Raw genomic sequence first — 12,190 nt, forward strand, 5'->3', positions numbered from 1 at the left:
TTGAAGGTGGATCCGGGTCGCGGCGGCGCCTGGGCGCGACAGGACAGGTGTCAGCGCCGCCGCGACCCGGAAGTCTGAGAGGGCTCAGATCCGGGCGCCGGAGAGGCGCTCGACCGCGCGCAGCAGCGCGGAGTGGTCCAGGCCGCCGTCGCCCTGCGCGCGCAGGCCGGCGACGAGCTGGGCCACCACGGCGCCGACCGGCAGTGCGGCACCGACATTGCGGGCGGCGTCGGTGACGATGCCCATGTCCTTGTGGTGCAGGTCGATGCGGAAGCCCGGCTTGAAGTCGCGGTTCAGGAAGTTGTCCTTCTTGCGCGTCAGCACGGTGGAGCCCGCGAGGCCGCCGTTGAGGACGTCGAGTGCCGCCTTCAGGTCCACTCCGGACTTCTCCAGGAAGACCACGGCCTCGGCGCACGCCTGGATGTTCACGGCGACGATCAGCTGGTTGGCCGCCTTCACGGTCTGGCCCGAGCCGTGCGGACCGCACAGCACGATGGTCTTGCCGAGCGCCTCGAAGATCGGCTCGGCCTCGTCGAAGTCGGCCTGCTCGCCACCGACCATGATGGACAGCACCGCCTCGATGGCGCCGGCCTCACCGCCGGACACCGGGGCGTCCAGGACGCGGATGCCCTTGTCCTTGGCGGCCTTCGCCAGGTCCACGGAGGTCTGCGGGGTGATCGAGGACATGTCGATCAGCAGCGCGCCGGACTTCGCGTTCTCCAGGATGCCGTCGGGGCCGTACGCGATGGCCTCGACCTGCGGGGAGGCGGGCACCATCGTGACCACGACGTCGGCGTCGCGCACGGCCTCGGCGATCGAACCGGCGGCGCTGCCGCCCGCGGCGGCCAGGCGCTCCAGCTTGTCCTGCTCCAGCGTGAAGCCGGTGACGTCGTACCCGGCCTTGATCAGGTTCTCCGACATGGGGGAGCCCATGATGCCGAGACCGATCCATGCAACCGCCGGGCGGGTCGGGCGGGAAGAATCTGCGAGGTTGTTGCTCATGAGGGTGCCTCTCTGACTTCTCTGCTACGTCTGTGGAATGCCGCTCAGCGGGCGGCTCGGGCCTCGGCGGGCAGCCACTCGAAGGCCTCCGTGCTCGGGCGGTCGCCCGGCTTGTACTCCAGGCCGACCCAGCCCTCGTATCCGGCCTTTTTCAGCTGGTCGAGGAGGTCCGTCAGCGGGAGCGCGCCGGTGCCCGGGGCGCCGCGGCCGGGGTTGTCGGCGATCTGTACATGGCCGGTCTTCGACGCGTACCGCTCGATCACCGACGGCAGGTCCTCGCCGTTCATGGACAGGTGGTAGAGGTCCATGAGGAACTTGGCGTTGCCGAGGCCGGTCGCCTCGTTGACCTTGTCGACGACGTCGACGCCGGCCGGGGCGGTCACCAGCGGGTAGCGCGGGGACTCCGGCTGGTTGAGGGTCTCGATCAGCAGGATCGCGCCGATCCGGTCGGCCGCCCGGGCCGCGAGGACCAGGTTCTCCAGCGCGAGCGCGTCCTGCTCGGCCGGGTCCACGCCCTCGACTCGGTTGCCGTACAGGGCGTTGAGGGCCTTGCAGCCGAGCGACTGGGCGAAGTCCGCCGCCACGTCGATGTTGGCGCGGAACTTCTCCGACTCCGGGCCGGGGATCGACAGCGCGCCCCGGTCCGGGCCCGGCAGCTGCCCGGCGTAGAAGTTCAGCCCCGTCAGCTGGACGCCCACGTCCTCGATCGCCTTCTTCAGGGCGTCGAGCTCGGACTGCTCAGGGGTGGGGGAGTCGACCCAGGGCCACCACAGCTCGACCGCCGTGAAGCCCGCCGCGGCGGCTGCCGCGGGGCGCTCCAGGAGCGGGAGTTCCGTGAAGAGGATCGACAGGTTGACGTTGAAGCGCTGGTCTGCGAATCCCATGGGTTCGGCGCTCCCTTCCGTATCGAGATCCGTACGGAGGTCCGGTTCGTGATCCGGAGTGTTCCGTATTGCGGAAGTTCGTTTCTGCTTAATGGAAGATTGCCGTCGTGTGTCGCGGGTTGTCAAGAGGGGGTCCGAGGGGAACCGGCGTGCTCGGGCCGGACTCGAAGCGGAGGGACTGGTGGGCGCGCCCCCCGGGGTGGGCCGCAGTCGCACTCTCTGTGGTGTCTGTGGCCCCACTCCGCAGGCGGCATTTCGCCGGGCGGGATACGACATGATCGGGCCATGACACTGACGCGATCCGGGCTCCTTTCCGCCCCGGCACTGGTTCTGCTCGCCGTCGCGGCGGCAGGGTGTGCCGATCCGGCGGCAGACCCCCGCGGGGGCGGTCCGCACCCGGCGACATCCGCGAAGGGCTACTGCCCTCTGCCCGAGGAGCGGCGGTCGACGCCGTCCCCCTGCATCACGTTCGACTGGAACCAGCGGGTGGCGGAGAACCATGCGTACCGCAGCCCGCTGCCGATCACCGCCGGGCGGAAGGCGCTGGCCGCACCGCAGTGAAGGCGCTGGCCGCGGCCCTGAGGAAACTCGCGGCTACCGGGACCACGGAGAGCGCCCCGCGTGCCGCGGCCGCCGAGGCCCTGGGGATGTCCGCGGGGCGGATCGAGATGCAGGGGACCCGCTTCGCCCCCTTGCGCGATGTGCTGGTCGGCGGGGGTGAAGACCGGGTGTGCGTCAACGGTACGGTCGACAGTACGGGCCGGGCCGACGCGGAAGTCATCGGCCGCACGGCCGACGGGACCTGCCTGCCGGGCCTGGGCGGACACTGACGGACGAAACCGCGGGGCGGACGGCGACCGGGACCGGCGGCAGCGAGCCGTCCTGGATCCCGCTGATCGCCGTGAGGCGTCCGTTAAGGTCGTGTCGGAGCGATCGGGTACACCAACGCTGCGACGACGTGCCCGGTCCAGGGATGTGCCCGCTCAGCCCAAGGCTGGGACAACACGCAGGTCAGAGCCAATGCCATGGGGGCACAGTGCGATTGAGAGTGGAGTTCACGACCGAACCCTTCGACCTGGAGGAGGCGCCCCCGCACGCGTTGGCCGCCCGCGAGGTCATAGAGGCGGCGGAGCTGGACGCGGTGGACGTCGGCCCGTTCGGCAATACCGCGGAGGGTGGTGAGGACGCGGTCCTCACCGCGGTCGACGCGCTGCTGCGCAAGGCCTTGGCGGCAGGGGCCACCCGGGTCTCCCTGCAGCTCAACGTGGTCGAGGAGGGGGAGCGGTGAACGGTTTCGGGGACGACCCCTTCGTCACGGCGGTCAAGCCGCTGGTCGACGCCATGGGGGGCGAGATGCTGCCGCCCGACCAGGCCGGCACCGACGACGTCGTGCTGTCCTGGGAGGGTACGGACGTGGTCGCCGTACGCCTGCCCCAGCTCGCCGACTCCCTGGATCACATCCTGGCCGCTCTTGAGCGCAAGCAGGGCAAGCCGCTGGCCGACCTCGACCGCAAGGCCAAGCAGGAGGTCGTGCGCATACTGGAAGCGCGCGGAGCCTTCTCCGTGCGGCATGGCGTGGAGACCGTGGCGAGTGCCCTCGGCGTGAGCCGCTTCACCGTCTACAACTACCTGAACAGGGAAAACGCTGCGAAGGGTGGCTGAGGCCGACCGCCCCGCCCGCCGCCGTCCGGACTGCCCGGACGGCGGTTTTTGTTACCCGAAGTTTTCAACAAAGTGTTGACGTGGTGTTTTCGAGGGCGTTAGCTATCCGCAGCCCGTCCAGCACAAGGCCACGGAGGCTTCCCGTGACTTCGAGTACGACACCTGGCGGCCTCGCCCGGTTCAACGCCCTGGAGGAGCCCGCGGCCCTCGCCGCCCTCCACGAGGTGTGCGCTTCATCGGCGTACGGGCGCGGCCTGCTCGGCCGCCGCCCCTTCGCCACCGTCGACGACCTCTTCGCCGCGAGCGACGCCCTCATGGCCGAGCTCACCACCGCGGACCTGGAGCAGGCGATGGCGGGGCACCCGCCGATCGGGCGCCCGAAGCCCGGGGACCCGACCTCCTCCCGGGAGCAGCGCGGCATGGCCGGCGCCTCCGAGGAGCTCAAGGAGGAAATGCTCGAACTGAACCTGGCCTACCAGGAGAAGTTCGGCCACGTCTTCCTCATCTGCGCCACCGGCCGGACCGGCGAGCAGATGCGCGACGCGGTCAAGGAGCGGATCGGCAACTCGCCCGAGCAGGAGCGCGAGATCGTCCGCGCCGAGCTGGTCAAGATCAACCGCATCCGCCTCGGCAATCTCGTAGAGGAAGAAGAGGCATGAGCACCGACACCACGGCCTCCGTGTCCACGCACATCCTGGACACCAGCGTCGGTCGCCCCGCCGAGGGCGTCGCCATCCAGCTCGCGGCCCGCTTCGGGCGCTCCGCCCATTACGGGCAAGGGGGAGACTGGCAGGCACTCGGCGGCTCCGCGACCGACGCCGACGGCCGGTGCAAGGACCTTCCGGCTCTGCCGGAGGGGACGACCCACGTGCGGCTCGACTTCGCAGTCGAGCGGTATTTCGAGTCGCATTCAGAAAAAAAGCAAGCCGATGCGCAGCAGGACGCCCCCGCGAATCGGGACAGCGGCGCGTTCTTCCCGGAAGTGGCGATCACCTTCGCCGTCGAGCCGGGCGAGCACTACCACGTACCGCTGCTGCTCAACCCGTTCGGCTACTCCGTTTACCGAGGGAGCTAGCAGACATGCCCACGATTCTGGGACAGAACCAGTACGGCAAGGCCGAGAACCGCGTCGTCAAGATCACCCGCGACGGCGACACGCACCACATCAAGGACCTGAACGTGTCGGTCGCGCTGAGCGGCGACATGGAGGAGGTCCACTACTCGGGTTCCAACGCGAACGTCCTGCCGACGGACACCACGAAGAACACGGTGTACGCCTTCGCCAAGGAGTACGGCATCGAGTCCGCCGAGCAGTTCGGCATCCACCTGGCCCGGCACTTCGTGACGAGCCAGGAGCCGATCGAGCAGGCGCGCATCCGCATCGAGGAGTACACCTGGGAGCGCATCGAGACCTCGGACGCCAACTCGAAGTTCATCGGCGCCGACGCGGTCAAGCACTCCTTCGTACGCAAGGGCCAGGAGACCCGGGTCACACAGATCACCTTCGACGGTGAGAAGTGGGAGGTCATCTCCGGTCTGAAGGACCTCGTCGTGATGAACTCGACGAACTCCGAGTTCTGGGGCTACGTCAAGGACAAGTACACGACGCTCCCGGAAGCGTACGACCGCATCCTCGCCACCCAGGTCTCCGCTCGCTGGCGGTTCAACTGGACCGGCGACGAGCAGAAGATGCCCAACTGGGAGAAGTCCTACGACCAGGTCAGGAAGCACATGCTCCAGGCCTTCGCGGAGACGTACTCGCTGTCGCTGCAGCAGACCCTGTACCAGATGGGTTCGCGAATCATCAACAACCGCAGCGAGATCGACGAGGTGCGCTTCTCGCTCCCGAACAAGCACCACTTCCTGGTGGACCTGAAGCCGTTCGGGCTCGAGAACGACAACGAGGTCTACTTCGCGGCCGACCGTCCGTATGGGCTCATCGAGGCCACCATCCTGCGCGACGGTTGCGAGCCGCACATCCCGGTGGACCTCACCAACCTGTAGTACTGCGCTGCAGGACTACTTGCTCGACCCCCGACGCGTGCGCCGGCGTCAAGTCCCAGGGGGAGAGCGGGGGCATCTGCGCAACAACAGCACCACGGATCCGGTCGTCACCCCGCTCGACCCCCGGGTCCGTCCACCAATGGGAAGAACGAGGAACCGCCGTGGCAGCTTCGCGCATCGTGATCGAGAACTGCGCCATCGCGACCGTGGACGCGGGCGACACCGAATACGCCTCGGGCTACATCGTCGTCGCCGACAACAAGATCGAGTCGTTGGGCGCCGGAAAGGCCCCCGAGAACCTGGAGAACGTGGTCCGCCGCATCGACGGCACCGGCCACCTGGCAACCCCGGGTCTGGTCAACACCCACCACCACTTCTACCAGTGGATCACCCGCGGCCTGGCCACGGACCACAACCTCTTCAACTGGCTCGTCGCGCTCTACCCGACCTGGGCCCGCATCGACGAGAAGATGGTGTACTCCTCCGCACAGGGCTCCCTCGCGATGATGGCCCGCGGCGGCGTCACCACCGCCATGGACCACCACTACGTCTTCCCGAAGGGCTCCGGCGACCTGTCCGGCGCCGTCATCCGGGCCGCACGCGAGATGGGCGTCCGTTTCACTCTCGCCCGCGGCTCCATGGACCGCAGCGAGAAGGACGGCGGTCTGCCGCCGGACTTCGCCGTCGAGACCCTCGAAGGAGCCCTCGCCGCCACCGAGGCGACCGTCGACGAGCACCACGACGCGTCCTTCGACGCCATGACCCAGGTGGCCGTGGCCCCCTGCTCGCCCTTCTCCGTGTCGACCGAGCTGATGAAGCAGGGCGCCGAGCTGGCCCGCCGCAAGGGCGTACGCCTGCACACGCACGGCTCGGAGACCGTCGAGGAGGAGCAGTTCTGCAAGGAACTGTTCGGCATGGGCCCGACCGACTACTTCGAGTCGACCGGCTGGCTCGGCGAGGACGTGTGGATGGCGCACTGCGTCCACATGAACGACTCCGACATCGCCGCCTTCGCCCGTACGAAGACGGGTGTGGCCCACTGTCCGTCCTCCAACGCCCGTCTGGCGGCCGGCATCGCGCGCGTCCCCGACATGCTGGCGGCCGGCGTCCCGGTCGGCCTCGGCGTCGACGGCACCGCCTCGAACGAGTCGGGCGAACTGCACACCGAGCTGCGCAACGCCCTGCTCATCAACCGCCTCGGCGCCCACCGCGAGGCCGCGCTGAACGCCCGTCAGGCGCTGCGCCTCGGGACGTACGGCGGCGCCCAGGTCCTGGGCCGCGCCACGCAGATCGGCTCCCTGGAGGCGGGCAAGCTCGCCGACCTCGTCCTGTGGAAGCTCGACACCCTGGCGCACGCCTCGATCGCCGACCCGGTGACCGCGCTGGTCTTCGGCGCGGCGGCTCCGGTCACCCTCTCGCTCGTCAACGGCAAGCCGGTCGTCGAGGACAGCCGGCTGCTGCACGTCGACGAGGACGCCATCGCCCGCTCCACGCGGGAAGAGGCGCAGCGCCTGGCGCAGATCGCCGCGCAGGCCTGAGAGTCCGAGTCCTCGCCCCGTCCGGGGGCCGGGCCCATTTCGAACAACTGGAGATCTCCGGCTGAGGGGGACGGCCCTCGGCCGGTAGCCGTGGACCCGAGCGGGGTCCACGGCGGCCGTATCCGGGGCGTGCATGGACGTGCGCGCCCCGGCACGGTCTCCGTCGCAGAGACTCCCGTCTCCGTGACGGTCATCGTCCCGGTCCCGCACGACCGCGCATCACCTCCCTGACCCCCGCGTCAACGCCGACGTGTAACCGACCGGAGGAGCCGCCGTGGCCGCCCAGCCCGAGCCCAGCACCGATGCACAGCCAACTGGCCAGTCCAAGCACCCAGTTGACGAGAAACTCCCCGCCCTGAAGATGGCGACCAGCGGTCTGCAGCACGTCGCCGCCATGTACGCGGGAGTTGTCGCCCCGCCGCTGATAGTCGGCGCCGCCGTCGGTCTCTCCGGAACCGAACTGACCTTCCTCACCGGCGCCTGCCTGTTCACCGCGGGGCTCGCCACCTTCCTGCAGACCCTGGGCTTCTGGAAGATCGGAGCCAGGCTGCCGTTCGTCAACGGCGTCACGTTCGCGGGCGTCGCGCCCATGACCGCGGTCGTCGCCTCCGCCAAGGACAAGAGCGACGCCCTGCCGATCATCTTCGGCGCGGTCATCGTCGCGGGCGTCCTCGGTTTCATAGCCGCGCCCTTCTTCAGCAAGGCCGTCCGCTTCTTCCCGCCTGTTGTCACCGGCTCCGTGATCACGCTCATCGGCGTCTCGCTCCTGCCGGTCGCCTTCGGCTGGGCGCAGGGCCCCAACCCCTCCGCCGACGACTACGGTTCGACGACCTACCTGGGCCTGGCGGGCGCGACGCTCGTCATCGTGCTCCTTCTGCGCCGCTTCACGCGCGGCTTCGTCAAACAGATCGCCGTGCTCCTCGGTCTGGTCATCGGCACACTCGTCGCGATCCCCTTCGGCGTCACGGACTTCGGCCCGGTGGCCGACGCGGATGTCGTCGGCTTCCCGACCCCGTTCCACTTCGGCGCCCCGCAGTTCCAGGTCGCCGCGATCCTGTCGATGATCGTCGTGATGGTGGTCTCGATGACCGAATCGACCGCGGACATGCTCGCGTTGGGCGAGATCGTCGAGCGCCCCGCCGACGAGAGGACCATCGCGGCGGGCCTGCGCGCCGACACTCTCGGCTCGGCGATCAGCCCGCTCTTCAACGGCTTCATGTGCAGCGCCTTCGCGCAGAACATCGGCCTGGTCGCGATGACGCGGATCCGCAGCCGGTATGTCGTCGCCACCGGTGGCGGCTTCCTGGTGCTGATGGGCCTGTGCCCGATGGCCGCGTCGCTCATCGCCGTCGTCCCGCGACCCGTCCTCGGCGGTGCCGGCGTCGTCCTCTTCGGTTCGGTCGCGGCGAGCGGCATCCAGACCCTCGTACGGGCGGGCCTGGAGAAGGACAACAACGTCCTCATCGTCGCCGTCTCGCTCGCCGTCGGCATCATCCCGATCACCGCGCCGGACTTCTACCACGCCTTCCCCGAGACGGCGAGGATCGTCCTGGACTCGGGCATCTCCACCGGCTGTGTCGCGGCCGTGGTCCTCAACCTCGTCTTCAACCACCTCGGCGAGGGTCAGAACGCCGGCGAGGTCACGCATCCCATGGAGGCGGGGGAGGACCTCACGGCCGCACCGGCCCACTGACGGCCCGGGCATACGGAGGGCGCGGCACCAGGAGCGTGCCGCGCCCTTGGCCGTACCGGGGGTCGTCAGCCGATGTGGTAGCTGTCCCCGTACACCTTCCAGTCCAGCGGCGGATCGAGCTTCAGATTCCGCTTGCGCAGGAAGACCCGCTGCTCGGTGTCGACCCGGCTGGTGTCGGAGTGGGCCTCCTCCTGCTTCATCGCCCACACCCGCGCGTCGAGGAAGGCGTTCAGATACCTCACCTCGTCGCCACCCTGGGAGGGCGGCTGGGCCTTGGCCAGCGCCCGCCTGCGGATGTTGCCGAAGCTGGTGCTGTCGCCGCCGTCGCCGTGCATCACGATGGCGTCGTAGTACGTGAACTGGCCGAGGACACCGATGCCGTCGGCCTTGCCCTGTCGTACGGCCGGGTTGAAGTAGACGCGGTCGCGCTCGTCGTTCTGGGCCTGCTGGAACGCCGAGTCCTGGGCCGCCCTGCGCCAGTCGCCCTCGAAACCGGGGTCCAGGCCCTCGTGGGAGTCGCTGCCGTTCACCTCACGCAGCGCGGGCAGGTACTTGGCCAGGACATTGCCGGGCTTGCGCTGTGTGTAGAGCTCGACGAGGTCGAGCATGTCGCCGGTGCCGGAGCAGAAGCCGATGATCCCGGCGGTGTAGCCGCGTCCGTCGCCGATGTCCTCGATGTACTTGTACTGCGCCTTCCAGTCCAGCGAGGAGTTCTCCGCGCTGGAGACCAGCTTCATGGCGATCTCCTTCTTCGCCGGGTCGTCCAGACCGGCCGGCGCGGCGGTCGCGGACTGGGTGGCGACGAGTGGCCCTGCCACCAGTGAAGCCCCGATCAGGGCGAGCAGGGTGCGACGTGAAGTGCGTATGTGGGGGGTGTGCACGGTACCTCCGATGGGGCGAGTGTGTCGTTGCGTCTACTGTTAGGAAAGTTTCCTACCAGAGATTGCAGGTCGCGTATACCCGTACGGCGAGGGCGAGTTGGTGATCGGGGAAAGCGGATGCTGGGCTACGGTCTGAGCGCAGTCATGACCACGAGGGGGATTTCACGTCATGAACGAGTCGGGCCGTGTGGAGGCCTTCAGCGACGGCGTCTTCGCCATCGCCATCACGCTGTTGATCCTGGAGATCAAGGTCCCGGAGGTCGGTGAGCACGGCGGCCTGTGGCACGCGCTGGGCGCGCAATGGCCCTCCTACGCCGCCTATGTGGTCAGCTTCCTGGTCATCGGCATCATGTGGATCAACCATCACCAGGTCTTCAGTTACGTCGCCCGGATCGACCGCACCGTGATGTTCCTGAACCTGCTCGTCCTGATGATCGTGGCCGCCGTGCCCTGGCCGACGGCGATGCTCGCGGAGTATCTCCGCGAGGACAAGGCGTCCCATGTCGCTGCCGCCGTGTACAGCATGGTGATGGTCGCGATGGCCCTGGCTTTCCAGGCCCTGTGGTGGCACCTCACCCGCACGGGCCACCTCTTCGACACCCGCGTCGACGTCGAGGGCGCCCGCCGCACCCGCGTCCGCTTCGCCCTCGGCTCCCTCGCCTACCCCGCCACGGTCGGCCTGGCCTACGTCTCGGCCCCGCTCACCCTGGCCGCGCACGGTCTGATCGCGATCTACTACGGCTTCAACCAGGTACCGGTGCCGACCCGAACGTCTGACAAGGCCGCGCTGCCGGAAGACGGCCGGTGAAGAACGACGTGGGCGGGACACCCATCAGCGTGCGGAAGTGGCGGTCATGTGCGACTGGTCGTAGTACCCGGTGGCGGCGGCCAGTTGGCGCTCCGCGAGCAATTCCTCCGGGCCGGCATGTCCGAGACCTGCACCGAGGGTGTCCTGGCGGGCACGGCGTATGTCCGCGCGGGCGGGAACGCGGTGCTGACGGAGGACGTAGGGCAGGTGCTGGGCCGTGCCCGCGTACGTATGCCCAGTGAGCGCGCGATCACAAGGAGGCGTTCGCGTGGGACTGACGGCCGGCGTGTCCAACTCCCGTGTCAGTACCGACGGTTGGAGGATGCCGACGACCGTGCACCAGGTGCCGTCGACCAGCACCTGGGTGTCCGGGCTCGCATGGCCGGTCCCGAGCCGCCGGGCGGCCGTGGCGCTGAGCACGGCCGCCGGGTGACGTCCCGTGGTGCCGTTCAGCCAGGTCCCGCTCGCTAATTCGGCACCGATCGTGGTCCGTAGCAAGGCGCGGGCCGCGTACACCGCGATCCCGTTCGTCTGCGCCTCGGGGGCCCTGGCGCGCAGCTCCCGTTTTTGACTTGCTCGCCCTCCTGAAGGAGGGCGATTCTGGCCTGCTCGCTCGGTGCTGTGCGCCCGTACCGGGCGGCCTTGTACGCCAGCATCTGCGCGAACTTCGACCAGCCCGCATCGTGGATGCTCTTGGCCAGCCGGGTGCGCGCCAGGCCCTTGACCGCCAGGTCCTCCACGGCGACCGCTTGGTTCTCGCGGATCAGTTTCGTGGAGAGTTGGTGGTGGAACTCGCGGCGGGCGTCGACGACCTGCGCGTGCGCGCGGGCCACCTTCCGGCGGGCCTTCTCCCGGTTCCTGGATCCTTTCTGCTTGCGGGACAGTTCTCGCTGGGTCTTCTTGAGCTTCTTCTCCGCCCGCCGCAGGAACCGCGGAGAGTCGATCTTCGTGCCGTCGGAGAGGACCGCGAAGTGAGTCAGCCCCAGGTCGATGCCGACCGAGGCGTCGGTGGCGGGCATCCGCTCCAGGTCGGCGGCCGGGTCGGTGTCGATGACGAAGCTCGCGAAGTACCTCCCGGCCCCGTCCTTGATCACGGTCACCGAGGTCGGCACGGCGGGCAGGATGCGCGACCACTTCACCCGCACCTCGCCGATCTTCGGCAGGTTCAGCCGTCCCGCCGGCGTGATCGACCAGCGGGCGTTCGCGGTGAACCGGATCGACTGCCGGGCATCCTTGCGCGACTTGAACCGGGGCGCCCCGATCCTGGAGCCCTTGCGCTCCCGCTTGAGGGAGGCGAAGAAGTTGCGGTAGGCACTCTCCGCGTCCCGCAGGGACTGCTGGAGCACCACCGCCGACACCTCGCCCAGCCAGGCGCGTTCTGCTGTCTGCTTGGCCTGCGTGATCAGTTTCTTCGACAGTTCGGCCGCCTTCGGGAACGACCGGCCCGCCCTGCGAGCGTCCTCGCGGGCGCGCACCGCGTCGTTGAACACGACCCGCGCGCACCCGAACGCCCGTGCCAGCGCGATGCGTTGGCCCGGTTGCGGGTACAGGCGGAAACGGTACCGAAGCTGCATGCGGTGATCGTACGAATGAGCCCCGCCCGCCGCCATCGGGAACATGTGAACGATCCGTCACCGTCCCGGACAGGCGTCATCCGGCTCCGCCGGACACCACGACGCTCCGCGCCGCCACCACCAGATTCGCTTCACCACTCGCCT

General features: G+C 68.9%; 15 protein-coding genes. 10 read left to right on the forward strand and 5 right to left on the reverse strand.

Annotation, left to right across the window (positions count from 1 at the left end; all coding sequences use genetic code 11):
* Positions 1–84: 84 nt before the first annotated feature.
* The gene (locus OG390_RS40305; RefSeq protein ID WP_406174862.1) at positions 85–1,002 is read right to left on the reverse strand and encodes a 2-hydroxy-3-oxopropionate reductase; all 918 of its coding nucleotides are present in this window, start codon (positions 1,000–1,002) and stop codon (positions 85–87) included.
* Positions 1,003–1,046: 44 nt separating this feature from the next.
* Positions 1,047–1,886 (reverse strand): TIM barrel protein, encoded by an 840-nt coding sequence (locus OG390_RS40310; RefSeq protein ID WP_406174864.1) that lies wholly within the window; start codon positions 1,884–1,886, stop codon positions 1,047–1,049.
* A 285-nt stretch (positions 1,887–2,171) separates the two neighbouring features.
* Here OG390_RS40310 and OG390_RS40315 point away from each other — a divergent pair, with 285 nt between their 5' ends.
* From OG390_RS40315 to OG390_RS40355, 9 genes are all read left to right on the forward strand, one after another.
* On the forward strand, positions 2,172–2,447 hold the full coding sequence (locus OG390_RS40315; protein WP_406174866.1) for a hypothetical protein: 276 nt from the start codon (positions 2,172–2,174) through the stop codon (positions 2,445–2,447).
* On the forward strand, positions 2,444–2,716 hold the full coding sequence (locus OG390_RS40320) for a hypothetical protein (protein ID WP_406174868.1): 273 nt from the start codon (positions 2,444–2,446) through the stop codon (positions 2,714–2,716). The genes OG390_RS40315 and OG390_RS40320 overlap by 4 nt, the downstream gene beginning before the upstream one ends.
* 206 nt (positions 2,717–2,922) lie before the next feature.
* The gene (locus OG390_RS40325; RefSeq protein WP_406174870.1) at positions 2,923–3,174 is read left to right on the forward strand and encodes a hypothetical protein; all 252 of its coding nucleotides are present in this window, start codon (positions 2,923–2,925) and stop codon (positions 3,172–3,174) included.
* Entirely contained in the window at positions 3,171–3,548 is a 378-nt protein-coding gene (locus OG390_RS40330) for a helix-turn-helix domain-containing protein (protein WP_406174871.1), read from the forward strand. Before OG390_RS40325 ends, OG390_RS40330 begins: the two co-directional genes overlap by 4 nt.
* 143 nt (positions 3,549–3,691) lie before the next feature.
* On the forward strand, positions 3,692–4,207 hold the full coding sequence (uraD, locus tag OG390_RS40335) for a 2-oxo-4-hydroxy-4-carboxy-5-ureidoimidazoline decarboxylase (protein WP_406174873.1): 516 nt from the start codon (positions 3,692–3,694) through the stop codon (positions 4,205–4,207).
* A complete protein-coding gene (uraH, locus tag OG390_RS40340; protein WP_406174874.1) occupies positions 4,204–4,623 on the forward strand; it encodes a hydroxyisourate hydrolase in 420 nt (139 codons plus the stop codon). The genes uraD and uraH overlap by 4 nt, the downstream gene beginning before the upstream one ends.
* Before the next feature lie 5 nt (positions 4,624–4,628).
* Positions 4,629–5,552, forward strand: a complete 924-nt coding sequence (gene pucL / locus OG390_RS40345) for a factor-independent urate hydroxylase (protein WP_406174876.1) — start codon at positions 4,629–4,631, stop codon at positions 5,550–5,552.
* Between the two features lie 161 nt (positions 5,553–5,713).
* A complete protein-coding gene (locus OG390_RS40350) occupies positions 5,714–7,090 on the forward strand; it encodes an 8-oxoguanine deaminase (protein WP_406174878.1) in 1,377 nt (458 codons plus the stop codon).
* A 361-nt stretch (positions 7,091–7,451) separates the two neighbouring features.
* Complete coding sequence (locus OG390_RS40355) at positions 7,452–8,783, forward strand: nucleobase:cation symporter-2 family protein (RefSeq protein WP_406178150.1); 1,332 nt, start codon at positions 7,452–7,454, stop codon at positions 8,781–8,783.
* A 65-nt stretch (positions 8,784–8,848) separates the two neighbouring features.
* Here the strand turns inward: OG390_RS40355 and OG390_RS40360 are convergent, their stop codons facing one another.
* On the reverse strand, positions 8,849–9,664 hold the full coding sequence (locus OG390_RS40360) for a chitosanase (protein WP_406174880.1): 816 nt from the start codon (positions 9,662–9,664) through the stop codon (positions 8,849–8,851).
* Between the two features lie 169 nt (positions 9,665–9,833).
* On the opposite strand from OG390_RS40360, the gene OG390_RS40365 reads away from it, so the two are divergent.
* The gene (locus OG390_RS40365) at positions 9,834–10,472 is read left to right on the forward strand and encodes a TMEM175 family protein (RefSeq protein ID WP_406174882.1); all 639 of its coding nucleotides are present in this window, start codon (positions 9,834–9,836) and stop codon (positions 10,470–10,472) included.
* A gap of 24 nt (positions 10,473–10,496) precedes the next feature.
* Here the strand turns inward: OG390_RS40365 and OG390_RS40370 are convergent, their stop codons facing one another.
* The gene (locus tag OG390_RS40370) at positions 10,497–10,892 is read right to left on the reverse strand and encodes a hypothetical protein (protein ID WP_406174883.1); all 396 of its coding nucleotides are present in this window, start codon (positions 10,890–10,892) and stop codon (positions 10,497–10,499) included.
* A 47-nt stretch (positions 10,893–10,939) separates the two neighbouring features.
* Positions 10,940–12,046, reverse strand: a complete 1,107-nt coding sequence (locus OG390_RS40375; RefSeq protein WP_406174884.1) for an RNA-guided endonuclease InsQ/TnpB family protein — start codon at positions 12,044–12,046, stop codon at positions 10,940–10,942.
* Positions 12,047–12,190: the final 144 nt, after the last annotated feature.

It is taken from the genome of Streptomyces sp. NBC_00996, assembly GCF_045162675.1.
Taxonomy (GTDB): Bacteria; Actinomycetota; Actinomycetes; order Streptomycetales; family Streptomycetaceae; genus Streptomyces.

Bases quoted from the DNA above. Each gene is read 5' to 3' on its own strand.
- OG390_RS40310 (WP_406174864.1), bottom strand. From the start codon at position 1,886: ATGGGATTCGCAGACCAGCGCTTCAACGTCAACCTGTCGATCCTCTTC.
- OG390_RS40315 (WP_406174866.1), top strand. From the start codon at position 2,172: ATGACACTGACGCGATCCGGGCTCCTTTCCGCCCCGGCACTGGTTCTG.
- pucL (WP_406174876.1), top strand. From the start codon at position 4,629: ATGCCCACGATTCTGGGACAGAACCAGTACGGCAAGGCCGAGAACCGC.
- uraH (WP_406174874.1), top strand. From the start codon at position 4,204: ATGAGCACCGACACCACGGCCTCCGTGTCCACGCACATCCTGGACACC.
- OG390_RS40355 (WP_406178150.1), top strand. From the start codon at position 7,452: ATGGCGACCAGCGGTCTGCAGCACGTCGCCGCCATGTACGCGGGAGTT.
- OG390_RS40375 (WP_406174884.1), bottom strand. From the start codon at position 12,046: ATGCAGCTTCGGTACCGTTTCCGCCTGTACCCGCAACCGGGCCAACGC.
- OG390_RS40305 (WP_406174862.1), bottom strand. From the start codon at position 1,002: ATGAGCAACAACCTCGCAGATTCTTCCCGCCCGACCCGCCCGGCGGTT.
- OG390_RS40365 (WP_406174882.1), top strand. From the start codon at position 9,834: ATGAACGAGTCGGGCCGTGTGGAGGCCTTCAGCGACGGCGTCTTCGCC.